The 22,210-nt window shown below is 64.8% G+C and carries 21 protein-coding genes; 13 read left to right on the forward strand and 8 right to left on the reverse strand.

Annotated elements, in window-relative coordinates; translation table 11 throughout:
- Positions 1-196 precede the first annotated feature (196 nt).
- Together BLR94_RS21265 and BLR94_RS21270 are read left to right on the forward strand one after the other, a co-directional pair.
- On the forward strand, positions 197-1,186 hold the full coding sequence (locus BLR94_RS21265) for an asparaginase (protein ID WP_084307914.1): 990 nt from the start codon (positions 197-199) through the stop codon (positions 1,184-1,186).
- Between the two features lie 94 nt (positions 1,187-1,280).
- Positions 1,281-1,676 (forward strand): hypothetical protein, encoded by a 396-nt coding sequence (locus tag BLR94_RS21270; protein ID WP_084307915.1) that lies wholly within the window; start codon positions 1,281-1,283, stop codon positions 1,674-1,676.
- A 169-nt stretch (positions 1,677-1,845) separates the two neighbouring features.
- Here the strand turns inward: BLR94_RS21270 and glsB are convergent, their stop codons facing one another.
- Complete coding sequence (gene glsB, locus BLR94_RS21275) at positions 1,846-2,754, reverse strand: glutaminase B (RefSeq protein ID WP_084307997.1); 909 nt, start codon at positions 2,752-2,754, stop codon at positions 1,846-1,848.
- Positions 2,755-2,844: 90 nt separating this feature from the next.
- Positions 2,845-3,744: a homocysteine S-methyltransferase family protein gene (locus BLR94_RS21280; protein ID WP_084307916.1), complete on the reverse strand. Its 900-nt coding sequence runs from the start codon at positions 3,742-3,744 to the stop codon at positions 2,845-2,847.
- A 111-nt stretch (positions 3,745-3,855) separates the two neighbouring features.
- On the opposite strand from BLR94_RS21280, the gene BLR94_RS21285 reads away from it, so the two are divergent.
- The 9 genes from BLR94_RS21285 to BLR94_RS21325 all read left to right on the forward strand — a co-directional run bounded on the left by BLR94_RS21285 (position 3,856) and on the right by BLR94_RS21325 (position 12,022).
- Positions 3,856-4,677, forward strand: a complete 822-nt coding sequence (locus tag BLR94_RS21285) for an ABC transporter substrate-binding protein (RefSeq protein WP_084307917.1) — start codon at positions 3,856-3,858, stop codon at positions 4,675-4,677.
- A complete protein-coding gene (locus BLR94_RS21290; RefSeq protein ID WP_084307918.1) occupies positions 4,674-5,492 on the forward strand; it encodes an amino acid ABC transporter permease in 819 nt (272 codons plus the stop codon). The genes BLR94_RS21285 and BLR94_RS21290 overlap by 4 nt, the downstream gene beginning before the upstream one ends.
- Positions 5,493-5,495: 3 nt before the next feature.
- Positions 5,496-5,960, forward strand: coding sequence for a hypothetical protein (locus tag BLR94_RS21295; RefSeq protein WP_084307919.1), 465 nt, complete (start codon positions 5,496-5,498; stop codon positions 5,958-5,960).
- Positions 5,961-6,033: 73 nt separating this feature from the next.
- On the forward strand, positions 6,034-6,489 hold the full coding sequence (locus BLR94_RS21300) for a GNAT family N-acetyltransferase (RefSeq protein WP_244158244.1): 456 nt from the start codon (positions 6,034-6,036) through the stop codon (positions 6,487-6,489).
- Positions 6,490-6,549: 60 nt separating this feature from the next.
- Complete coding sequence (locus tag BLR94_RS21305; protein ID WP_070881064.1) at positions 6,550-6,996, forward strand: Lrp/AsnC family transcriptional regulator; 447 nt, start codon at positions 6,550-6,552, stop codon at positions 6,994-6,996.
- Positions 6,997-7,364: 368 nt separating this feature from the next.
- Positions 7,365-8,474: a TRAP transporter substrate-binding protein gene (locus BLR94_RS21310; RefSeq protein ID WP_084307920.1), complete on the forward strand. Its 1,110-nt coding sequence runs from the start codon at positions 7,365-7,367 to the stop codon at positions 8,472-8,474.
- Complete coding sequence (locus BLR94_RS21315; protein WP_084307921.1) at positions 8,471-8,989, forward strand: TRAP transporter small permease subunit; 519 nt, start codon at positions 8,471-8,473, stop codon at positions 8,987-8,989. Before BLR94_RS21310 ends, BLR94_RS21315 begins: the two co-directional genes overlap by 4 nt.
- On the forward strand, positions 8,986-10,311 hold the full coding sequence (locus BLR94_RS21320) for a TRAP transporter large permease (protein WP_084307922.1): 1,326 nt from the start codon (positions 8,986-8,988) through the stop codon (positions 10,309-10,311). Before BLR94_RS21315 ends, BLR94_RS21320 begins: the two co-directional genes overlap by 4 nt.
- 127 nt (positions 10,312-10,438) lie before the next feature.
- Positions 10,439-12,022 carry a gamma-glutamyltransferase family protein gene (locus BLR94_RS21325; RefSeq protein ID WP_084307923.1) on the forward strand — a complete coding sequence of 528 codons (1,584 nt, stop codon included), beginning with the start codon at positions 10,439-10,441 and terminating at the stop codon, positions 12,020-12,022.
- A 254-nt stretch (positions 12,023-12,276) separates the two neighbouring features.
- Here the strand turns inward: BLR94_RS21325 and BLR94_RS21330 are convergent, their stop codons facing one another.
- The 6 genes from BLR94_RS21330 to BLR94_RS21355 form a co-directional block, all read right to left on the reverse strand.
- Positions 12,277-13,650 (reverse strand): alanine/glycine:cation symporter family protein, encoded by a 1,374-nt coding sequence (locus BLR94_RS21330; RefSeq protein WP_175154253.1) that lies wholly within the window; start codon positions 13,648-13,650, stop codon positions 12,277-12,279.
- 303 nt (positions 13,651-13,953) lie between these two features.
- Positions 13,954-14,790: an alpha/beta hydrolase gene (locus BLR94_RS21335; protein WP_084307924.1), complete on the reverse strand. Its 837-nt coding sequence runs from the start codon at positions 14,788-14,790 to the stop codon at positions 13,954-13,956.
- Complete coding sequence (locus BLR94_RS21340) at positions 14,784-15,998, reverse strand: YeeE/YedE family protein (protein WP_084307925.1); 1,215 nt, start codon at positions 15,996-15,998, stop codon at positions 14,784-14,786. The genes BLR94_RS21335 and BLR94_RS21340 overlap by 7 nt, the downstream gene beginning before the upstream one ends.
- Before the next feature lie 206 nt (positions 15,999-16,204).
- Positions 16,205-16,876, reverse strand: a complete 672-nt coding sequence (locus BLR94_RS21345) for a hypothetical protein (protein ID WP_084307926.1) — start codon at positions 16,874-16,876, stop codon at positions 16,205-16,207.
- A gap of 233 nt (positions 16,877-17,109) precedes the next feature.
- Entirely contained in the window at positions 17,110-18,921 is a 1,812-nt protein-coding gene (gene oadA, locus BLR94_RS21350) for a sodium-extruding oxaloacetate decarboxylase subunit alpha (protein WP_084307927.1), read from the reverse strand.
- 10 nt (positions 18,922-18,931) lie between these two features.
- Positions 18,932-20,347, reverse strand: a complete 1,416-nt coding sequence (locus BLR94_RS21355) for an acetyl-CoA carboxylase biotin carboxylase subunit (RefSeq protein WP_084307928.1) — start codon at positions 20,345-20,347, stop codon at positions 18,932-18,934.
- A 181-nt stretch (positions 20,348-20,528) separates the two neighbouring features.
- On the opposite strand from BLR94_RS21355, the gene BLR94_RS21360 reads away from it, so the two are divergent.
- Together BLR94_RS21360 and BLR94_RS21365 are read left to right on the forward strand one after the other, a co-directional pair.
- Complete coding sequence (locus tag BLR94_RS21360; RefSeq protein WP_084308000.1) at positions 20,529-21,479, forward strand: LysR family transcriptional regulator; 951 nt, start codon at positions 20,529-20,531, stop codon at positions 21,477-21,479.
- A gap of 11 nt (positions 21,480-21,490) precedes the next feature.
- Positions 21,491-22,198, forward strand: coding sequence for a GntR family transcriptional regulator (locus BLR94_RS21365; RefSeq protein ID WP_167359792.1), 708 nt, complete (start codon positions 21,491-21,493; stop codon positions 22,196-22,198).
- Positions 22,199-22,210 lie beyond the last annotated feature (12 nt).

A 22,210-nucleotide genomic window follows, 5' to 3' on the forward strand; every position in this document is an offset into this window, starting at 1 on the left:
CCAGCCTGACCGGGCGACACGCTGCGTGTCGCCCGCTACGCCGTTCACGTCACGATCACTCCCTTGCTGCCGTTGCTTTTCTCGATCCCGGTCGAGGAGGGCACGGCATCGTCTCGAGATTCCCGTCCCTGGTCTTCACGAGCGGCAATCGGAGGTATCTTGTCGCTATACTCATTCGTTCAATAAGGAAAAAGGCATGCCTGCAGCGCAGAAACTCCTCGTGCTTTATACCGGCGGCACCATCGGCATGCAGATGAGCGCTGCCGGCCTGGCCCCTGCCTCCGGCTTCGAGGCGCGCCTGCGCGCGCAGCAGAGCGAACGGCGCGAGCGGATACCGGCCTGGCGTTTCTGCGAACTGCTGCCACCGATCGACAGCGCCAACATGAGCCAGGACAACTGGTTGGCGATGGTCGCGGCGATCCGCCAGGGGGTCGAGCAGCAAGGCTGCGACAGCGTGCTGGTACTGCACGGCACCGACACCCTGGCCTACAGCGCCGCGGCGCTGAGTTTCCTGCTGCTGGGCCTGCCGGTACCGGTGCTGCTGACCGGTTCGATGCAGCCGGCGGGTACCGAGAACAGCGATGCCTGGGACAATCTGTTCGGCGCCATGCAGGCCTTGCACGAGGGTGTGCAGGCAGGCGTGCACCTGTATTTCGACGGGGCGCTGATGCACGGTGCGCGCGTCAGCAAATTGCGCAGCGATGCCTTCGATGCGTTCCAGGTCATGCCACGCCTGCGTCAGAGCGAGCGCCTGGCCGAGCTGCCCGCACACATCGACTTCCGCCAGCAGCGCCACCCGGTCAACCTGCTCAGCCTGCCACTGATTCCCGGCCTGCGTGCCAGCCACCTGCGTGCCCTGCTGGGCAGTGGCGTACAGGGCCTGCTGCTGGAGTGCTACGGCAGCGGCACCGGCCCGTCCGACGATGCCGAGCTGCTCGACGTACTGCGCGAGGCCCATGGGCGCGGCGTGGTGCTGGCGGCCATCAGCCAGTGCCCCCAGGGGCATGTGGCGTTCGACGTCTACGCCGCTGGCAGCCAACTCGCCTCGGTCGGCCTGGTGTCCGCTGGAGGCATGACCCGCGAAGCGGCGCTGGGCAAACTGTTCGCGCTGTTGGGAGCCGGCCTGCCGCAGGATGAAGTGGAGCGCCTGTTCAGCCTGGACCTGTGTGGCGAGCGAGCGGAATGAGCCATGGATCGGGGCGTGGCCAGCCTGTATAGTCGCGCCCGGCTGCCGGAAGCCAGCCATTCCTGCGCTTCACTGACCTTCACAAGGACGTCCCATGCCTTTGCTTCGCTCCAGCGTTTTTCTGTTGCTCCTCCTGGCCATCAGCGGCTGCTCGACCAAAGCCTTCTTCAAGCTGCCCGAGCACAGCACCATCAGCGTCAACGACCGCGCCGAGCAGCATCCTCAAGGCCTGGTGAAGACCCGTCCGTTCTTCTGGAACCGCGCCGGCGGTGTGCCATACACACTGACCAGCGCGACCGGTGAAACCCGTGCCGAAGGCAAGTTGCGCACGCGTTTTCGCGTGGCCTCGATCTTCTGGCCGCCGTTCAGCATCATTTACTGGCCGATGGGCTTCGGCCAGCGCTGCTATGACCTGACCGGCGCCACGCCAGGCTCCTGCACCTATCAGGACCTGAGGGCACTGCGCCAGGAATACCGCGCCAACAACTGATGCCGAGGCTGATTTTCTGTCAGCCCGAATCGCGTGTGATCGACGAACAAGTCGATCACACGCGACAATCGATCGTTCTCACGCTCGGCATCTCTGCTACCGGTTCCCCACCCAGACCGACCATCAGCGGATTGCTCTTGCCTGAGGCTTCAAGCTTGCGGCTTGCGCCTCAGAACACCGACCAGCCAATCCGCTCGCTGAGCAACTCCAGCGCCTTCATCCCAGCCAGTGAGTTTCCGGCGGCGTTCAGCTCCGGTGACCACACGCAGAGGGTGTACTGCCCCGGTACCACCGCGACGATGCCGCCACCCACGCCGCTCTTGCCCGGCAAGCCGACGCGGTAGGCGAAGTTGCCGGCTTCGTCGTAGAGCCCGCTGGTGGCCATGATCGAATTCACCTGTTGGGTCTGCCGCACGCTGAGGATCTGCTCGCCGCTGTGCTTGCAGAAACCGTCGTTGGCGAGAAAGCAGAACGCCTTGGCCAGGTCGACGCAGTTCATGCTCAGGGCGCAGTGGCTGAAATAGCCGCGCAGCACCGTCTCCACATCGTTGTGGAAGTTGTCGAAGGACTGCATCAGGTAGGCCATCGCTGCGTTGCGCGCGCGGTGCTGGTATTCCGACTCGGCGATACGGTTATCCACAGCCACGTCGCGATTGCCCGACAGGCGCCGGACGAAATCACGCATCGACAGCACCGGGGCGGCGAAGCGTGACTGGTTGATATCGCTGATCACCAGCGCCCCGGCATTGATGAAAGGATTGCGTGGCCGGCCGTTCTCCAGCTCCAGCTGCAACAACGAGTTGAAGGGCTGCCCGGACGGCTCGTGACCGAGGCGCTCCCAGATGGCCTCGCCACTGTGCTGGATCGCCTGCACCAGGCTGAAGACTTTCGAGATGCTCTGGATCGAGAACGGCACCAGGGCATCGCCCGCGCAGAACAGCTCGCCATCGTTGCCATACACCGCGATGCCGAGCTGCTGGGCCGGCACATCGGCCAGCGCGGGGATGTAGTCGGCCACCTTGCCCTGGCCGATCAGTGGCCGGACCTGGTCGAGAATCTCGTTCAACAACGCTTGCATGGTGGCACTCGCAGTCATGCCCGGCGCAACGCCGGAGCCCTGAGGCTAGACGCGATCACAGGGCTTCGAAGCACACCCGCAGAGGCGCTCTCAGCGCAAGCGCTGCGCCAGTACGGCGATATGCTCCGGGCCGATGCCGCAGCAGCCGCCGAGGTGGCTGGCGCCCCGTGCGCGCCAGTCGGCCACCCAGCGCAGGTAACCCGGTGGGTCGAGGTCCTCGCGCAGCGGGTCGAGGCCATCGTTGGCGGTGGCCTCGGCGGGCTGTGGCGGGAAGGCGTTGGCGTAGGCACCGATGGCGATGTCCGCCCCGAGGCTGGCGAAGGTGTCGCGGGCCAGGTCGATGGCCGTACCGATCACTTCCGGCTGGCTGCAGTTGAACAGCAGCACCTCGACGCCCAGTTCGGCGGCGGCGCGGGCCGCATCGGCCACCGGCTCGCCGGAGCGCAGGCGTGGTACCGCGTCGGTATCCTCGTCACGCAGGGTGAAGGACAACCAGAACGGCTTGCCGTCGTCCGGCAGATGGGCACGGATGGCCCGTGCTTCGGCGATAGCGCTCTGGGTCTCGGCCAGCCACAGGTCGATATGGGGCGCCAGGCCCTCTATCAGTGGCGTCAGCACCTCGGTCACCCGTTCGGGCCGGAACAGATCCGGGCGGTAGGAGCCGAATAGCGGTGGCAGCGAACCGGCAACCCGTACTGCGCTGGCAGCCCGATCGGCCGCGTTGCGCGCCAGTTGACCGGCGCGCTCGGCAAGCGCGCGGCCTTCTCTGGCGAAGCGCTGCTCGCCGATATGAAAGGGCACTACCGCGTAACTGTTGCTGGTGATCACCTGGCTGCCATTGGCGATGTAGGCCGCATGCACCGCTTCCACCTGCTCGGGCGCCTCGCTCAGCGCCAGCGCCGACCACTCCGGCTGCTGAAATGGCGCACCACGGCGCTGCAACTCACGGCCCATGCCGCCATCCAGCAAAATCAGAGGTCGCGCGCTCATATAAGCTCCAGTCATATCGATATGCATTCAATTCATTTGGACGCATTCATTTATAACTATTTAATACACACGCACCGCCTGTCACAACCCCTTTCGTGCTTAAGGAATTCTGTGAAAACCACCCTGTTCGCGGCCCTCGGCCTGACCCTCGCGTCCTTCTGCAACCTGGCTCTGGCAGGCCCTACCCTCGACCGTATCGAGAAGAACGGCGAACTGGTGAACGTGCTGATGGAAAACTATCCGCCGTTCTCCTTCCTCAACGAGCAGAACCAGCTCGACGGCTTCGACGTCGATGTGGCCAAGGCCCTGGCCGACAAGCTGGGCGTCAAGCTGCGCCTGGAAACTCCCTCCTGGGACGTGATCGCCGCCGGCCGCTGGAACGGCCGCTACGACATCTGCATCTGCTCGATGACGCCAAGCAAGGCACGCGCCCAGGTGTTCGACTTCCCGGTGACCTACTACGCCTCGCCGGCGGTGATCGTGGTCAACGCCAGCGATGACCGCATCCACTCGGCCAAGGATCTCTCCGGTCTGAAGGTCGGCGTCACCAGCGCCTCGTCCTATGAGGGTTACCTGAACAAGGACCTGGTCATCGAAGGCGCCGAGGACAAACCGCTGGAGTACCCGTTCGACGCCGTACAGGTCGCGCCCTACGACAACGACACCGTGGCCTTTCACGACCTCGCCCTGGGTGCCGGTGTGCGCCTCGATGCCATTCTCACCAACCTGGTCACCGCGCAGCCGCGCATCGACCAGGACAAGCGCTTCAAGCTGGCCGGCGACGCGCTGTACGCCGAGCCGAACGCCGTGGCCATCGAGAAGGACGACGCCCAGTGGCGCGCGCGAGTCGTGGAGGCCTTCGCACAATTGCGCCAGGACGGTACCCTGGCGGCCATCTCCAGGAAGTGGATCGATTCCGATATCAGCCAATGACACCCCCACCTGAATCTCCTCGCCCGCCATCCCTGGCGGGCGTGTTCGGCTTTCGCACCCGTCTTTATCTCACCTGGGCGATCATGTTCGCCCTGTGCGTGGCGTTCTTCCTGAGCTTCGACCTGAAGTTCTCGATCATCCTCGACAAGCTGCCCAACCTGCTCGGCACCAGCCTGGCGCCCAACGGCTTCCTGCAGGGCGCGGTACTCACCCTGTTCCTGTGCTTCTGCTCGATCTGGGCATCCCTGGCCCTGGGCTTCGTCACCGCCCTGGCGCGCCTGTCGAAGAGTGCCGTGGCGTTCGGCATCGCCAGCTTCTACGCCTCGTTCTTCCGTGGCACGCCGTTGCTGATCCAGATCCTGCTGATCTACCTGGGCCTGCCGCAGCTGGGCCTGGTGCCGGGCGCGATCACCGCCGGGATCATTGCCCTGTCGCTGAACTACGGCGCCTACCTGAGCGAAATCTTCCGCGCCGGGCTGATCGGCGTGCCGCCTGGCCAGCGCGAAGCCTCCCTGGCACTGGGGCTCAAGCCAGCGGTGATCTTCTGGCGGGTGACCCTGCCACAGGCGATGCGCACCATCATCCCGCCGACCACCAGCCAGTTCATCTCGATGCTCAAGGACTCGTCGCTGATCTCGGTGATGGGCGTCTGGGAAGTGATGTTCCTGGCCCAGTCCTATGGCCGCTCGTCGTATCGCTACATCGAGATGCTGACCACCGCGGCGGTCATCTACTGGCTGCTGTCGATCGGCCTGGAGCTGATCCAGGCACGCCTCGAGCGTCATTACGGCAAGGCTTATCTGAACGGACGCTGAGCGATGCAGATACCCGCTGCTGCCATCGAGCGCCTGTCGCGCATCGACTGGTTCGCCAACATCGGCAGCCCTACGAGGCTTGCAGGTGTGCGCCAGGCCGCTGCACAGGAGCTGGGCAGATTGCTGGCCAGCGACACCTGGGAAGCCGCCACGCTGGAGGCGCGCAATGCCATTACCGCGCGCCTGGCCCGTCTGCACCCGCGCGATTATCAGGCTTGGAACGACCTGGCAGGTCAGGCCGAAGCGGCGCTACGGCCAATCTGGCAGGACCTGCCGGCAGCGCTGGCCGAGGCTACCCTGCTCGCCGACCTGCAATGGATCCTCCACGCCTATCTGATGGAGGCCGCCTACAGCCGGCAGCTGGCGCAGCCGCTGTTCTTCGACGACTTGCTCAAGGTCTACGAGGCCGGACATATCCCTTGCGGCTGGGACGGCGAGTGGCCGACCGGCCAGTTGGTCATCTGCTGAGCGCCCAACGCGCTTGCGGTGAACAGCGCCACGACGCAGGATGGCGGTCGACCGACTTTCAGGAGAGCTGTCCATGGCCGTCCGCATCCCCGTGGAAATCCACGCCGTCGCCGCCGCCGATCACGCTGCCTGGTTACCGTTGTGGCAGGGCTACCAACGCTTCTACATGACCGAGATCGACGCCGACACCAGCGCGCAGACCTGGCAGCGCTTCCTCGACCCTGCCGAGCCGATGTTCGCCGCCCTCGCCTGGCACGATGGCGAGGCCATCGGCCTGGTGCACTGGATCTACCACCGCTCCTGCTGGACCACCGGCGACTACTGCTACCTGCAGGATCTGTTCATCGGCAAGGACGTACGGGGCAATGGCGTCGGCCGCCAGTTGATCGAGCATGTCTACGCGGTCGCCCGGGCCGCCGGTTGCTCCCGCGTGCACTGGCTGACCCACGAGACCAACGCCAAGGCCAAGCTGCTCTACGAGCGGATCGGCGAGCACTCGGGCTTCGAGCAGTACCGTAAACTGTTCTAGGCACAGCCCCTGGCACGTAACCCGCATCTCCGTCGGCCTCAACCACCGACAGAGCGAGCCATGAACAAACTGGACAACGCGCTGCTGAATATCCTGATCAAGGATTCGCGCACTTCCTTCGCCGATATCGCCCGCCAGCTGAACATCTCCCGCGCCCATGCCCGCACCCGGGTGCAGGCACTGGTGGAGAGCGGCGTGATCGAGAAATTCACCGCGGTGGTCAACCCGGAAAAGCTCGGCAAGGGCATCTCCACCTTCGTCGACCTGACCGTCGCGCCCCACGCCATCGAGGCCGTCGCCGAGCGGCTTTCGGCGACCATGGAAGTGGTCAGCCTGTACATCATGAGCGACCTGAAAAGCCTGCATATCCACACCCTGACCGACAGCTACGAAACCTTCGATGCCTTCGTGCGCCAGCACATCTTCAATCATCCGGAAATCCTCACGGTCGATTGCAAGGCGCTGATGACCCGGGTCAAGCATCGGCGTGGCGGCGCACGTCTGTAACCTCGACTCAGGGTCCGCTGCGCACTGCGTCAAAAGCGTGCCGCCGATGCGTTTTGGTGCACGCATGACATTCGCACGCTCACCACGGCCCCGCTTGACGGAACGTACCCGGACAGCCGGCGTGACCTGACAAATGTTCAGCAGCACCTGCTGCGGTTACCGTTTCGTCACCTCACGAACCTTTGCCACGCTTGTTTTGTGTGCGCCCGGCATCGCCAAGGAAAATCAGATGATCAATAAAAATACTTTTAAATCATAAGGTTGGAATAATTTGCTGCTGGCATGGCAGTTGCTCAAGGGTTGCACGAGCAACTTTACATCCGGCAGGCAGATGCCTGGCGCAACGGCCACTGTGGCAGGAGAACCCCATGAGCCTCAAACGACGACATTTCATCGGCGCCGGCGCCCTCGCGGCGGGTGCTGGCCTGGCACTGGGCGGCAGCGGCGTGGCCAGTGCGGCAGTCAGCGGCAAGACCTTCAACTGGAAGATGACCAACGCCTATGCGCCGGGTTCGCCCTTCTACGTGCAGGGCCCGGGCAGCCCCACCGACTTCTGCAAGCGCGTCGAGGACATGTCCGGTGGCCGCCTGAAGATCCAGCACTTCGCCGCCGGTGAGCTGATTCCTGCGCTGGAGGGCTTCGACGCCGTCTCCAGCGGCATGGTGGAAATGAACGCGGCGAACGCCTTCTTCTGGGCGGGCAAGATCCCCGCAGCGCAGTTCTTCACCGCCGTGCCGTTCGGCATGAATACCCAGGGCATGAACGCCTGGCTGTACAACGGCGGCGGCTTGAAGCTCTGGGAAGAACTCTACGAACCCCACGGCCTGGTGCCCATGCCCCTGGGTAACACCGGTACGCAGATGACCGGCTGGTTCCGCCAGCCGCTGGAGAACGTCGACAGCCTCAAGGGCCTGAAGATGCGCATCGCCGGCCTGGCCGGCAAGGTCTACAGCGAGCTGGGCGTGGCGGTGCGCCTGTTGCCCGGCGGTGAGATATTCCCAGCCCTGGAGCGTGGCGTGATCGACGCCGCCGAGTTCGTCGGCCCCTATCAGGATCGCCGCATGGGCCTGCACAAGGCGGCCAAGAACTACTACACCACCGGCTGGCACGAGCCGACCAACGTCACCGAGCTGATCATCAACAAACAGGCCTGGGACAGCCTGCCCGCCGACCTCCAGGCGATCGTGCGTTTCTGCGCCCAGGCCTGCAACACCGACAGCTGGTCATGGTGCGATGCGGTCAACGCCGAGGCCCTGCAGGATCTGGTCAACAACCAGGGCGTGATCGCCCGGCCGCTGCCGGACGACATCATCAAGCGCCTGCACGAAGTCACCCACGACACCCTGTCGAGCATGGCGGCGAGCGACCCGGCGACCCGGAAGGTCTACGAGCACTTCTTCGCCTTCCGCAAGCAGTACATCTCCTGGGCCTCGGTAGGCGAGAAGGCCTTCATGGACATCGGGATGGGCGAGGCATGATGGCCATCGTCACCCTTATCGAAGGGCTGGTCGAGACACTGGGCTCCATTGCCCGGGCCTGCGTGCTGCTGCTGGTCCTGCTGGTGTCGTTCGATGTGCTGATGCGCTACCTGTTCGACTTCAGCCCGGTCGCCCTGCAGGAACTGGAGTGGTACCTGATCTCGCCCATCGCCCTGCTCGGTATCGCCTACACCCTCAAGCACCGCCAGGACGTGCGCGTGGACTTTCTCTACGAGAAGTTCGCGGTGAAGACCAAGGCCGCCGTCGACCTGTTCAGCGGGATCGCCACCGCAGCGATCGGTTTCTACATCGCCCGCCTGGCGTTCAACTACACGATGCAGTCCTACCACATGGGCGAAGGCTCACCCGATCCGGGTGGCCTGCCCTACCGCTTCCTGGTCAAGGCCTTCCTGCCGCTGGGCTTCGGCCTGTTCGGCCTGCAGGGCGTGGCCGATAGCCTGCGTGCGCTGTGCACCCTGTTGCAACCAACGCAGGCCGGGGAGGTGCGCCCATGAGCCCCAACGAATGGCTGGCCATCGCCATGGTCTTCGGCTTCTTCGCCATGATGATGGCGGGGGTGCCGGTGGCCATTTCCCTGGCCGTATCAGGGTTCGTCGCCGGCATGATCGGCTTCGGCCCGATGCTGTTCGCACTGCTGCCGGCACGCATGTTCGGGGTGGTCAGCAACTACACCCTGCTGGCGATACCCTTGTTCACGTTCATGGGGGTGATGCTGGAGAAGTCCAGGGTCGCCGAGGACATGCTCGATACGATTGGCCGCGCCATGGGCGGCCTGAACGGCGGCATGGGCCTGGCGATCATTCTGGTCGGCGTGCTGCTTGGCGCCTCCACCGGTATCGTCGGTGCCACCGTGGTGACCATCGGCCTGCTGACCCTGCCCACTCTGCTGCGTCGCGGCTACAACAAGACCGTGGCCTGCGGCACCATCTGCGCCTCCGGCACCCTCGGGCAGATCATCCCGCCCAGCCTGGTGCTGATCCTGCTGGCCGATATCCTCGGCCAGTCGGTGGGTTCGATCTTCGCCGCGGCCTTCATCCCCAGCCTGGTGCTGGCGCTGATCTACGTGGTCTACATGCTGGTGCTCGGTTGGCTGCGCCCGGATTGGGTGCCGGCGATTCCTGCCGAGGAACGCGCCCTGACCAGCCGCAAGCAATTGCTCAAGGACATGGCACGCAGCGTACTGCCACCCCTGCTGCTGGTAATGGCGGTACTGGGATCGATCATAGGAGGTGTCGCGGCGCCCACCGAAGCGGCCTCCATGGGTGCACTCGGCGCACTGCTCATCGCTGCGCTTTCAGGTCGTCTGAGCTGGCCGACGCTGAAGGCCACCCTGCACGGCACCCTGACCATCAGCGCGATGATCTTCCTGATCCTGCTCTGCTCGCAGCCGTTCTCCCTGGCCTTCCGTGGCCTCGGTGGCGAGGCCCTGGTGCATGATCTGTTCACCCTGCTGCCAGGCGGCGAACTCGGGGCGATCCTGTTCCTCATGGCGGTGCTGTTCGTGCTCGGCTTCTTTCTCGAGTGGATCGAGATCTCCTACATCGCCCTGCCGATGTTCCTGCCGGTGTTCATCGCCTACGACACCGACCTGGTGTGGCTGGGGATCCTGGTGGCGCTGAACCTGCAGATGTCCTTCCTGACACCGCCTTTCGGTTGGGCGCTGTTCTTTCTCAAGGGCGTTGCGCCACCGGGGGTCAGCACCAAGGACATCTACCTCGGCGCCCTGCCGTACGTATTCCTGCAGATGCTCGCCGTGGCCGTGGTGTTCTGCTTCCCGTCCCTGGCCACCTGGCTGCCTGCCGCTATCGGTTGGTGATGCCATGACGGGCACCTCTGGAAACTGCCAGTGCGGTCATCTACCCGCGCGAACGTTTTTAGAGGCGCCCTATCGGGCCGTGCCGTTATGATCGGTGCGGCCCGAAAACAACAAGGAACCTGATCCCATGCTCAAGAGCACCCACGCCACAGGCGGCCTGTTCGTCGCTCCCCACCATCTTGCCGCCCAGGCCGGGCGCGACGTGCTCAAGGCCGGCGGCACCGCCGTGGAGGCGATGGTTGCGGCAGCGGCGACCATCGCGGTGGTCTATCCACACATGAACGCCATTGGCGGTGATGGTTTCTGGCTGATTCACGAACCAGGCAAGCGACCGCTGGCCATCGATGCCTGCGGCAGCAGCGCGGCGCTGGCCGACCGCGATTTCTACGCGGGCCACGCGCAGATCCCCAGCCGCGGCCCACTGGCTGCGCTGACCGTGGCGGGCACCGTCGGCGGCTGGGCCGAAGCACTGGCACAGACCGCTCACTGGGGGCCGGGCATGGCCCTGCCCGACCTGCTGAGCGACGCCATCGGCCATGCCCGTCGCGGCATCGTGGTCAGCCGCAGTCAGGCGCAACTGACCCAAGGCAAACTGGCCGAACTGAAGGACGTGCCTGGTTTCGCCGAGGTCTACCTGAACCATGGCCAGGCGCCCAAGGAGGGCGACTTGCTGCGCCAGCCGGCCCTGGCAGAGACCCTGCAGCGCCTGGCCGATGCCGGCCTGGACGACTTCTACCGCGGTGAACTGGCCACACGCATGGCCGCCGATCTCGAGCGCCTGGGCAGCCCGCTGCGTCTCGCCGACCTGCAGGGCTACCGGGCCCGGGCGGTCGAACCGCTGAGCGTGCGCCTGAACGACGCCACCCTGTACAACATGCCGCCGCCGACCCAGGGCCTGGCATCACTGCTGATCCTCGGCATCTTCGAAAAGCTCGCGGTCGAACAGGCCGAAGGCTTCGAGCATGTGCACGGGCTGGTGGAAGCGACCAAGCAGGCGTTCCTGATCCGCGACCGCGTGGTGACCGATCCAGGTCGCGTACCCCAGGAGCCACAGGGCCTGCTGGACGACGCCAACCTGCAACGCCTGGCCGCCGCCATCGACCCGCAGCAGGCGCTGCCGTGGCCACAACCGGCAGCGCCGGGGGATACCATCTGGATGGGTTGCATCGACGATCAGGGCCGCGCCGTCAGCTTCATCCAGAGCGTGTACTGGGAGTTCGGCTCCGGCGTGGTACTGCCCTCTACCGGCGTCGCCTGGCAGAACCGCGGTATCAGTTTCTCCCTCGACCCTACCGCGCTGCAGAGCCTGGAACCGGGCCGCAAGCCCTTCCACACCCTCAACCCGGCCCTCGCCCTGTTCGACGATGGGCGCACCCTGAGCTACGGCACCATGGGCGGCGAAGGCCAGCCACAGACTCAGGCAGCGATCCTCAGCCGCTACCGCCTGGGCAGTGACCTGCAGGCCGCCGTCAGCGCACCACGCTGGCTGCTCGGCCGCACCTGGGGCGACGTCAGCACCACCCTCAAGCTGGAAAGCCGTTTCCCGGGCGAACTGGTCGAGCGGCTGCGCCAGGCCGGGCATGTCGTCGACGTGCTGGACGAAGCCTTCAGCGACACCATGGGCCACGCCGGCGCCCTGTTGCGCCATCCCGACGGCATCCTGGAAGGCGCCGCCGACCCGCGCAGCGACGGCAGCGTCTGCGGGCTTTGAGGTGAGCACGTGGAAGTCGGCTACCGGGGGGAGCGGGCCGCGCCGGCGATTCGCGCGCATGGCGCGCTCCCACAACGTGGTGGCTCATCCAGCCCGTAGGGTGGACGTAGCCTTTCACGTCCACCGCAATGGTGGACCGGTAAAGCGTGACCCACCCTACAGGCTAATCTTCGGTCTTCCAGCCCGGTAGGGTGGACGTCGCTTTTCACGTCCACCGCAATGGTGGATCGGTAAAGCGTGATCCACCCTACAGGCTAATCTTCGGTCTTCCAGTTCTTGCGGCTCATGTAGTCGCGGGTCTCCCTGACCACGATGCCGGAGAGCAGCAACAGGCCGATCAGGTTGGGCAGCGCCATCAGGCCGTTGGCGATGTCGGAGAAGGTCCACACCACTTCCAGTGACGTCACCGCGCCGACGAATACCACCACCGAGAAGATCAGCCGGTACGGCATCACCGCCACACGACCCATCAGCCGCTCCATGCAGCGCTCGCCGTAGTACGACCAGCCGAGGATGGTGGTGTAGGCATAGACCAGCACGCCGATGGTCACCGTATAGACGCCCCAGCCACCCCCCAGGCCCTGCTCCAGGGCCCAGGCGGTCATCGGTGCGCCCTTGAGGCCTTCCTGGGTCCAGGCGCCGGTGACGATGATCGCGAAGGCGGTGAAGGTCACCATCACCAGGGTGTCGAGAAAGGTCTGGGTCATCGACACCATGGCCTGGCGCACCGGCTTGTCGGTCTTCGCAGCTGCCGCGGCGATGGCGCCAGTCCCCAGCCCCGACTCGTTGGAAAAGATGCCCCGCGCCACGCCCATCTGCACGGCCAGGATGATGCTGGAACCCAGGAAACCACCGGCCGCGGCGCTGCCACTGAAGGCATCGGTGAAGACCAGCACGATGGCGTCCGGCAGGCGGTCGGCGAACACCACCAGTACGGCGACGTTGCTGATGATGTAGAGGACGATCATCACCGGCACCACGCCCGCGGCGAAACGCCCGATGCTCTTGATGCCGCCGATGATCACCACGGCAGTCGCAATGGCCATCAGCAAACCCGTGGCGGTCGGCGAGATGCCCCAGGTGTCGTACAGCTGATGGGCCGCGGTGTTGGCCTGCACCATGTTGCCGATGCCGAACGAGGCAATCGCACCGAAGATGGCAAAAGCGATACCCAGCGTCTTGCCCAGGGTGCCGCCGACGCCACGCGTGAGGTAGTACATCGGCCCGCCGCTCTGCTCGCCCCTGGCATCGGTGACCCGGTACTTCACGCCCAGCAAGGCTTCGGAATACTTGGTGGCCATGCCCACCAGGCCGGTCATCCACATCCAGAACAGCGCCCCCGGGCCGCCGATGCCGATGGCCGTCGCCACCCCGGCGATGTTGCCGACGCCGATGGTCGCTGCCAGCGCGGTGGCCAGGGCCTGGTAGTGAGAGACGTCTCCCGGTACGTCGCCCTTTTCCGTGCGTTTGACGAAGGCCAGCCAGAAGGCGTGGCCGAGCACGCGGAACTGGATGCCACGCAGGCGGATGGTCAGGTACAGACCGGTGAGCAGCAGCAGGGGGATGAGCAGGAATGGCCCCCAGATAAAGCCACTGATGGCCGAGAGCACAGCGAGAAATTGTTCCATCGTGGATGTCCTTGTTGTTCTATCCGTTGCGGCTCGTGGCCGGCAGGAACGGCACCCGGGCTGGTAGCACGGGATGTCGAGGGATGAACGCAGATGCGTCCTTGCAACGTCGGGTGACAGCGTTACGAACGCCAGGAACGTAACGAAATGTTAGGCGAATCAACCGATTGCGACCGGTCGATTGTTGCCAGGAGGGCAAGGCTATAACAACTTGCCCATGAAAGGGGCTGAAAAACGGGGAATTTAGCTGCAGCAGCGCACCGAATCAGGCGTTCGCCTTGCCCACCCGGGTTTCGCCAGAGTTCATTGAGCGCACTGCAACGGCAACTGCCGCCACTGTGCCCAGGCGGCCTCCCAGCCGTCGCGGTGCGACACCTGTGCGAGGCTGACCGCCTCCACGCACCGCGCTTCGCCAAGGCCATCGAGGTACTGGCGCAGGACTTCGGCCGGTACCACGCGATCATCGTCGCCCACCAGATGACGTTGCGCCACATGCGTCAGCCGCTCACGGTAATCCAGCGGCTCCAGCGAGCCGGTCAACGGGCTCAACTGGCGCACCTGTACCCAACGACGCGGGCTCAGGTTGCCCGCGAGCGTCTGCACGCTGGCTACATCATCACGGCGGGCGGCGAGCAACAGGGCCAGGGCCGCTCCACCGGAGTAGCCGACCAGTTCGAAGTCACGGTTGCCGTAGCGCGTCTTGATGAGATCGAGGGCGCCGTCGAGGCTGGCCAGCACCTCGCTGCCAAAGCGCCGATCCGTCCACAGCGCGGTGTCGCAGGCATCGCTGCGCACGAACTGACAGGGCCGCGCCAGGTACAGGCTCGGCGTCGGATCGGCGAACGCCAGACGAGCCACCAGCAGGTCACGGGGAGAAGGGTCGAGGCTGGGCTGCGAACGGGTCGCCCAGGCCTGACCATCGCCTTCCATGTACACCCGAATCCGCGAGGTGGACAGCGCTCTGCCTGGCGCGCTCAGGAGCAACGGAAAGGGCGTGCTGTCGAGGGTTTGCAGGCGTTGATCCTGCTTGCCCGCCAACTCATCGAGCTGTTGCAGCGGGGATTGGCAGCCGCTCAATGCAACGCTCAGCAACACGCCAAGAATCAGCGCGCCCGAGCTTGCGCGGCTGGCCATCAGCATCCCGTCAGCTTCTCCTCGCGTCGCTCGCCTGGAAAGAACAATGGCCGTAGGCGCACGCCCACGCCATTGCCGATGAACGCTGCCACCAGCCACAGCCAGCCATGCAGGCTGCCGGAGGCGATACCGCTGAAGTAGGCGCCGATGTTGCAGCCATAGGCCAGGCGCGAACCGTAGCCGAGCAGCAGGCCACCGATCACCGCAGCGATCAGCGAACGCAGCGGAATGTTCAGGTTCGGCGCGAAACGCCCGGCCAGGCCGGCGGCCAGCAGTGCACCGATGACGATGCCGATATCCATCACCGTGGTGATGTCCTGCCACAGCGGCGCGGCCAGCGCCTGGGCATTGCCCGGTTGCTGCCAGAACGCCCAGGCGGAAACCTCGATGCCGCTGCCCTGCAGCACCTTGGCACCCCACAATGCGAACGCCGAGGTGATGCCCCAGGGGCGACCGGCCAGCGCCAGGGTGGCGAAGTTGAGCAGTGCCAGCAGCACTGCGCCCCAGATCAGTGGCCAGGGACCACGCAGGAAACGTTGCCAGCCCCGCTGCTCACTGGGCGCCGCACGCTCCAGGCTGCCATGTCGACGCAGTTCCAGGCGCGCGCTGAGCGCGGCGATGGCGGCGAACAAGGCGAGGCTGACCAGCAGTGCGGGCACCAGGCCCAGGCTGGCGACGATGGAGGTCGGCGGCAGGCTCGGCAGGGCCGACCACCACTGCAGATGGTGAGTCGCTGCGACGCCACCGATGATGAAGAACAGCAGGGTGACCAGCATCCGCGCGTTGCCGCCGCCCACGGTGAACAGCGTGCCGGACGCACATCCGCCGCCCAGCTGCATGCCGATGCCGAAGATGAAGGCGCCGACGATCACCGAGGTACCCGCCGGCGCTACCAGCCCCTTGACCGGCTCACCGAACAGCGTGCCTGCCGACAACGCCGGGAAGAACAGCAGCACGGCAATCGCCAGCATCACCATCTGCGCGCGCAGGCCAGCGCCGCGGCGCTCGTTGAGCAGCACGCGCCAGGCCGAGGTGAAGCCGAATGCCGCGTGATAGAGCACCAGGCCCAGCGCGCCACCGACGATAAACAGCAATGCCTGACGGCCGCTGACCGCAAAGGTCAGTGCCAGGGCGCCAGCCAACAGCAGCGCCAATGCGACCAGCGGCGTACCCGGACGGTTGGCCGGCGCAGCAGCAGGAATGGAAAGATTCATATAGACCTTCGAATGACCAGTTGTAGCGGTCGGCTATTGTAGCCCGCCCCGCGCGCTCGGACGGGCTGATCGTTAGACCGATTCCTGAGAGGGTTATGACACTGCGCTAAAACGAATGCCAGCCACGCGAATGTGCACATCCAGCCCAATGGTCAGCGGCGACCCAGCGACCATGACTGGCCACCCGAGCCGCAGGCACTGCGCGCTCAGTACACCCCGTCGCGGGCGGCCGGCGGGGTGAACAGCGCGGCCGGGTCGCGACGTACCGAACCGTCCTTGATCTCGGCCGCCTCGACGACGTCGACCTGCTCGCCATTCAAGGCCTTCTGCACGGTCTGCTGGGTCAGCACACTGGAGAGGATGGTCTTGCCGGAATCGGTGAAGTCATAAACGGTGGACGAACCCTGTAGCGGTACCGAGGCCAGGCGCTGACCGCGGCTATCGAATACGTCGGCAGTCAGCGCGTGAGTCAGCACCACCCCCATGAAGCTCTCGCTCTTCCATTCACGCACGCGAATCGACAGCAGCATGGCATCGGCGGATGACGCCTGGCTTACCTTGCTATCGACGGCGCGGGCCTTGACGCCCTTGCGCTCGAAACCGCCCAGCACGGATTTCTGCAGCTCCTGCGCCAGCGGCTCGCCAGAACGGGTGTTGACGTCATAGGGGATGTAATAGCTGCCGCGGATCAGCCCGACGAAATGGCCCTTCTTGTTACCGGAAAGCACATAGGGGCGGTCGTCGATGACCTGCACTTCGACGGACTTGGCGAAGGCTTGCGGCACCTCGGGATACGCCTGGGAATAGTCGATTTTGCGGCCATTGGAACAAGCGGCCAGGCTGAGTAACAGCATGAGGAAAAAACAGCGACGGAGCATGAAATATCCCTATCAGAGTTGACCTCGCCCCTTCAGGAGCGACGGTTGAAAGCGCAAGGCTGCGGTGGATCCGAAGCGACGCGGTACGAACGCAGCCGCTATATGCCAAAGCAGCGGGGCCAACGCAAGCGACCGCGCCGATATGGACAGGGGAAATATGAAAAGTGCGATGACGGCAGCATATGCCGGACAAAAAAAGGGAGCCTTGCGGCTCCCCAGAGGTTAATTGCTGGTCAGGCTTCGATTTCGATCAACACCTCGCCCGGGTTGACCCGGTCGCCCTTGGCCACGTGCACGGCCTTGACGGTGCCGGCGATCGGCGCCTGCACTTCGGTTTCCATCTTCATCGCTTCGCTGATCAGCACGGCCTGCCCCGCCTTCACGGTGTCGCCCTCCTTGACCAATACGTCGACGATGTTGCCTGGCATGCTGGTGCTCACGTCACCCGGCGCGCTGGCGGTGCGGCGCTTGCTGCCGGTGCCGCCGGCGACGTAGTCGTTGAGCGCTTCGAACACCACCTCTTCGGGCATGCCGTCGATGGACAGATAGAAGTGCCGCTTGCCCTCGCCCTTCACGCCGACGCCGGTGATATCCACGCGGTAACTTTCGCCGTGCACGTCGATGATGAATTCGGTCGGTACGCCAGCCCCGCCGGCTGCCGCCACGCCGCTGCCGTCGGGAATCGGCAGCAGCACTTCCGGTTGCAGGGTGCCGGCCTCGCGCTCCTCGAGGAACTTGCGGCCGATGTCCGGGAACATGGCGAAGGTCAGCACGTCCTCCTCGGACTTGGCCAGGTCGCCGATCTGCCCGCGCAGCTTGTCCATCTCCGGCCTGAGCAGGTCGGCCGGGCGCACGTCGATCACTTCCTCGTTGCCGATGGCCTGCTTGCGCAGCGTCTCGTTGACCTTGCCGGGCGCCTGGCCATAACCGCCCTGCAGGTAGAGCTTCACCTCGTTGGTGATGGTCTTGTAGCGCTCGCCGGCGAGCACGTTGAAGAACGCCTGGGTGCCGACGATCTGCGAAGTCGGCGTGACCAGAGGCGGAAAGCCAAGGTCTTCGCGCACCCGCGGGATCTCCGCCAGCACGTCGTTCATGCGGTTCAGCGCGCCCTGCTCCTTGAGCTGGTTGGCCAGGTTGGAAATCATCCCGCCCGGCACCTGGTTGACCTGCACCCGGGTGTCGACGGCGGTGAATTCGCTTTCGAACTGGTGGTACTTCTTGCGCACCGCATGGAAGTACATGCCGATTTCCTGGATCAGCGAGAGATCCAGGCCGGTGTCGTAGTCGCTGCCCTTGAGCGCGGCGACCATCGACTCGGTACCGGGGTGGCTGGTGCCCCAGGCGAAGCTGGAGATGGCGGTGTCGATATGGTCGGCGCCGGCCTCGATGGCCTTGAGCTGACACATCGAGCCCAGGCCCGCCGTATCGTGGCTGTGGATAAACACCGGCAGGTCGATCTCGGTCTTCAGCGCCTTGACCAGATCGGCCGTGGCATACGGCGTGAGCAGGCCGGCCATGTCCTTGATGGCGATGGAGTCGATGCCCATGGCCTGCATGGCCTTGCCCTGGGCGACGAAGGCCTCGACGGTGTGCACCGGGCTGGTGGTGTAGGCGATGGTACCCTGGGCGTGCTTGCCGGCGGCCTTCACCGCTTCGATGGCAACGCGCAGGTTACGCACGTCGTTCATGGCATCGAAAATGCGGAACACGTCGATGCCGTTCTCCGCCGCCTTGGCGACGAAGGCGCTGACCACGTCATCGCTGTAGTGACGGTAGCCGAGCAGGTTCTGCCCGCGCAGGAGCATCTGCAGGCGGGTGTTGGGCAATGCCGCGCGCAGACCGCGCAGGCGCTCCCAGGGGTCTTCCTTGAGAAAGCGCACGCAGGCGTCGAAGGTGGCGCCGCCCCAGACTTCCAGCGACCAGTAGCCGACCTTGTCGAGCTTGTCGCAGATCGGCAGCATGTCCTCGGTGCGCATGCGGGTGGCCAGCAGAGACTGGTGAGCATCGCGCAGGATGGTGTCGGTGACCGTGATCGTTCTTGTCATGGTGTGTTCCTCACAGGCCGGCATGGGCGGCGATGGCGGCGGCGATGGCCAGGGCCAGTTCGCCCGGCTTGCGTTTGATCGAGTAGTTCAGCAGCTCGGGATGGTCGTCGACGAAGCTGGTGTTGAAGCGCCCGCTGCGGAATTCGTCGTTGCCGAGAATCTGCTGGTAGTAGGTGGCGGTGGTCTTCACGCCCTGCACGCGCATGTCGTCCAGCGCGCGGGAGCCACGGGCCAGGGCCTCTTCCCAGGTCAGCGCCCAGACGATCAGCTTCAGGCACATGGAGTCGTAGTACGGCGGAATGGTGTAGCCGGTGTAGATCGCCGTGTCGGTGCGCACGCCCGGGCCGCCAGGGGCGTAGTAGCGGGTGATCTTGCCGAACGACGGCAGGAAGTTGTTGCGCGGGTCCTCGGCATTGATGCGGAACTGCAGGGCGAAACCGCGGTGCTGGATGTCTTCCTGCTTGACCGACAGCGGCAGGCCGGAAGCGATGCGGATCTGCTCGCGGACGATGTCGATGCCGGTGATTTCCTCGGTGATGGTGTGTTCCACCTGCACCCGGGTATTCATTTCCATGAAGTACACCTCGCCATCTGCGAGCAGGAACTCCACGGTGCCGGCGTTCTCGTAGCCGACGGCCTGGGCGGCGCGCACGGCGAGATCGCCGATGTAAGCGCGCTGCTCCGGGGTCAGCTGCGGGCTGGGGGCGATCTCGATGAGTTTCTGGTTGCGCCGCTGGATCGAGCAGTCGCGCTCGAACAGGTGCACCACGCTGCCGAAGCTGTCGCCGAGGATCTGCGCCTCGATGTGCTTCGGATTGACGATGCACTTCTCCAGGAACACCTCGGCCGAGCCGAACGCCTTGGTCGCCTCGGAGATCACCCGCGGAAACGCCTGCTCCAGCTCTTCGCGGCTGTTGCAGCGGCGAATGCCCCGACCACCGCCACCGGAGGTGGCCTTGAGCATCACCGGATATCCGATGCGGTCACCTTCGAGCAACGCCTCGGCGATATCCGCCACGTTGCCCTCGGTGCCCGGCGTCACCGGCACGCCGGCCTTGATCATGCTGCGCCGGGCTTCGGTCTTGTCGCCCATGCGGCGGATGACCTCGGCGCTCGGGCCGATGAACTTGATGCCCCGCGAGGCGCAGATATCCGCCAGTTCGGCGTTCTCGGAGAGAAAACCATAGCCGGGGTGCAGTGCGTCGCAGCCGGTTTCCACGGCGAGGTTCACCAGCTTGCGCGGGTTCAGGTAGCCCGCCAGCGGGTCATCGCCAATACCGTAGGCCTCGTCGGCACGCTTGACGTGCAAGGCCTGGCGGTCGGCGTCGGAATAGATGGCCACCGAACGAATGTTCATCTCGGCGCAGGCCCGCACGATACGGACGGCGATCTCGCCACGGTTGGCTATGAGGATTTTCTTGATCACGAGCCAGCATCCTCGATCACGTGAACAGGCGACCCAAACGAGTCGGCGTATGACCGGATATATCCTGGTCCTGTTTCAACCCTACGCCGCTGTAACAATTAACCAAAATCAATATTTATTGGGTTATGCATAAGTAAGAACTTATGCTTGTTGGACAAGAATCCACCCGGTGGTGAAGAAAATCCGCAAGTCCTTGTTACGCATTACATTTCGTCAGCTTCAGGTGTTTCGCTCGGTATGCGACAACCGCTCGTACAGCCGCGCCGCTGAAGAAATGGCCCTGACTCAGCCAGCCGTCAGCCTGCAGATTCGCCAGCTCGAAGAGCTGCTCGATCAGCCGCTGTTCGATTACGTCGGCAAGAAGCTGTACCTGACCGAGGCGGCCGAAGCCTTGCAGCGCGCCAGCGAGGACATTTTCGGGCGCCTGGAAAGCCTGGACATGCAGCTGGCCGATCTCAAGGGCTCGTTGCAGGGCCAGCTGAGCCTGGCCATCGAGTCCAGCGCCAAGTACTTCATGCCGCACCTGTTCGCCGCCTTTCGCCGCGAGCATCCGGAAGTCAGCCTGCAGCTGACCGTGGTCAATCACGCCCAGGCGGTCAGGCGACTGAGTGCCAACCGCGACGACCTGCTGATCATGTCCCAGGTGCCGGCGGACATGTCCCTGGAGTTCCTGCCCTTCCTGAACAATCCGATCATTGCCGTGGCACCAGCGGATCACCCACTGAGCCAGGCACAATCGTTGCGGCTGCAGGATCTGTGCGCCTGGCCGTTACTGGTGCGCGAGCCTGGCTCGGGCACACGACGGGCCTGCGAGGAGTACTGCCACCAGAAGCGCGCACATTTCGCACAGATCCAGGAAGTCGGCTCCATGGAAGGGCAGCGCGAGGGCGTCATCGCCGGGCTGGGCCTGGCCTTGATACCGCGGCATGCGGTGCGCCGCGAGCTGCAGCTGGGCGTGCTGCACGAACTGCCGGTGGTCGAACTGCCGCTGCTGCGCAGCTGGTGCGTGGTGCACCCGCGCGGCAAATACCTGTCACCGGTGGCCCAGGCGTTCTTCAACTTCGTGCGTAACGGGCGCACCCAGATTGGCGCCCTGGCCGAGCAGTTCAGCGGCGCGAGCAATTCGTTGTAGCGATTTCGTATATGATATCCAAAACCTCAGCTAGCGGGTGCCGCAGCGTGCCATTACCTCCCCTGAATGCCCCCAACCTGGGCATCACCCCGTCTGCTTCCGAGGTGATCACCAAGCACCTGCGCGATGCCATCGTGTCCGGCCATTTCGCCGAAGACGAGCCGGTGCGTCAGGACGACATCGCCAAGCTGTTCAACGTCAGCAAGATTCCCGTGCGCGAGGCGCTCAAGCGCCTGGAAGCCGAGGGGCTGGTGGTGTTCCAGCGCAACAAGGGCGCGGTGGTCACACGCATCTCCGAGCCAGAGCTGGCACAGATGTTCGAGGTGCGCATCCTCCTCGAGGACAAGGTGCTGCGCCTGGCGATTCCCAATATGAGCGAGGAAACCTTCGCCCGCGCCGAACGCATTTGCGAGGAGTTCATCGGCGAGGACGACATCGGCCGCTGGGCCGAACTCAACTGGCAACTGCACGCCTGCCTCTACGAGCCGGCGCAGCGTCCGTTCCTGGTCAGCCTGATCCGCTCCATCCACGACAAGCTGGAACGCTACCTGCGCATGCAGATGAGCCTCTCCGAGGGCAAGGATCGCGCCGACCGCGAACACCGCGAGATCATCGCCGCCTGCCGCGCCCGTGACGTCGAACTGGCGGTCACGCTGCTCGACCAGCACATCATCGGCGTCTGCCGCAGCCTGTTCGAGCACCTGCCCGAGCATCATTGAATCGGCAGCCTT

It is taken from the genome of Phytopseudomonas flavescens (genome assembly GCF_900100535.1).
Lineage (GTDB): Bacteria > Pseudomonadota > Gammaproteobacteria > Pseudomonadales > Pseudomonadaceae > Aquipseudomonas > Aquipseudomonas flavescens.

Coding starts and splice junctions, on each gene's coding strand:
- BLR94_RS21320 (WP_084307922.1), top strand. CDS start 8,986: ATGAGCCCCAACGAATGGCTGGCCATCGCCATGGTCTTCGGCTTCTTC.
- glsB (WP_084307997.1), bottom strand. CDS start 2,754: ATGCAAGCGTTGTTGAACGAGATTCTCGACCAGGTCCGGCCACTGATC.
- oadA (WP_084307927.1), bottom strand. CDS start 18,921: ATGACAAGAACGATCACGGTCACCGACACCATCCTGCGCGATGCTCAC.
- BLR94_RS21340 (WP_084307925.1), bottom strand. CDS start 15,998: ATGAATCTTTCCATTCCTGCTGCTGCGCCGGCCAACCGTCCGGGTACG.
- BLR94_RS21280 (WP_084307916.1), bottom strand. CDS start 3,744: ATGAGCGCGCGACCTCTGATTTTGCTGGATGGCGGCATGGGCCGTGAG.
- BLR94_RS21290 (WP_084307918.1), top strand. CDS start 4,674: ATGACACCCCCACCTGAATCTCCTCGCCCGCCATCCCTGGCGGGCGTG.
- BLR94_RS21330 (WP_175154253.1), bottom strand. CDS start 13,650: ATGGAACAATTTCTCGCTGTGCTCTCGGCCATCAGTGGCTTTATCTGG.
- BLR94_RS21265 (WP_084307914.1), top strand. CDS start 197: ATGCCTGCAGCGCAGAAACTCCTCGTGCTTTATACCGGCGGCACCATC.
- BLR94_RS21295 (WP_084307919.1), top strand. CDS start 5,496: ATGCAGATACCCGCTGCTGCCATCGAGCGCCTGTCGCGCATCGACTGG.
- BLR94_RS21300 (WP_244158244.1), top strand. CDS start 6,034: ATGGCCGTCCGCATCCCCGTGGAAATCCACGCCGTCGCCGCCGCCGAT.
- BLR94_RS21345 (WP_084307926.1), bottom strand. CDS start 16,876: ATGCTCCGTCGCTGTTTTTTCCTCATGCTGTTACTCAGCCTGGCCGCT.
- BLR94_RS21315 (WP_084307921.1), top strand. CDS start 8,471: ATGATGGCCATCGTCACCCTTATCGAAGGGCTGGTCGAGACACTGGGC.
- BLR94_RS21270 (WP_084307915.1), top strand. CDS start 1,281: ATGCCTTTGCTTCGCTCCAGCGTTTTTCTGTTGCTCCTCCTGGCCATC.
- BLR94_RS21305 (WP_070881064.1), top strand. CDS start 6,550: ATGAACAAACTGGACAACGCGCTGCTGAATATCCTGATCAAGGATTCG.
- BLR94_RS21325 (WP_084307923.1), top strand. CDS start 10,439: ATGCTCAAGAGCACCCACGCCACAGGCGGCCTGTTCGTCGCTCCCCAC.
- BLR94_RS21310 (WP_084307920.1), top strand. CDS start 7,365: ATGAGCCTCAAACGACGACATTTCATCGGCGCCGGCGCCCTCGCGGCG.
- BLR94_RS21335 (WP_084307924.1), bottom strand. CDS start 14,790: ATGCTGATGGCCAGCCGCGCAAGCTCGGGCGCGCTGATTCTTGGCGTG.
- BLR94_RS21365 (WP_167359792.1), top strand. CDS start 21,491: ATGATATCCAAAACCTCAGCTAGCGGGTGCCGCAGCGTGCCATTACCT.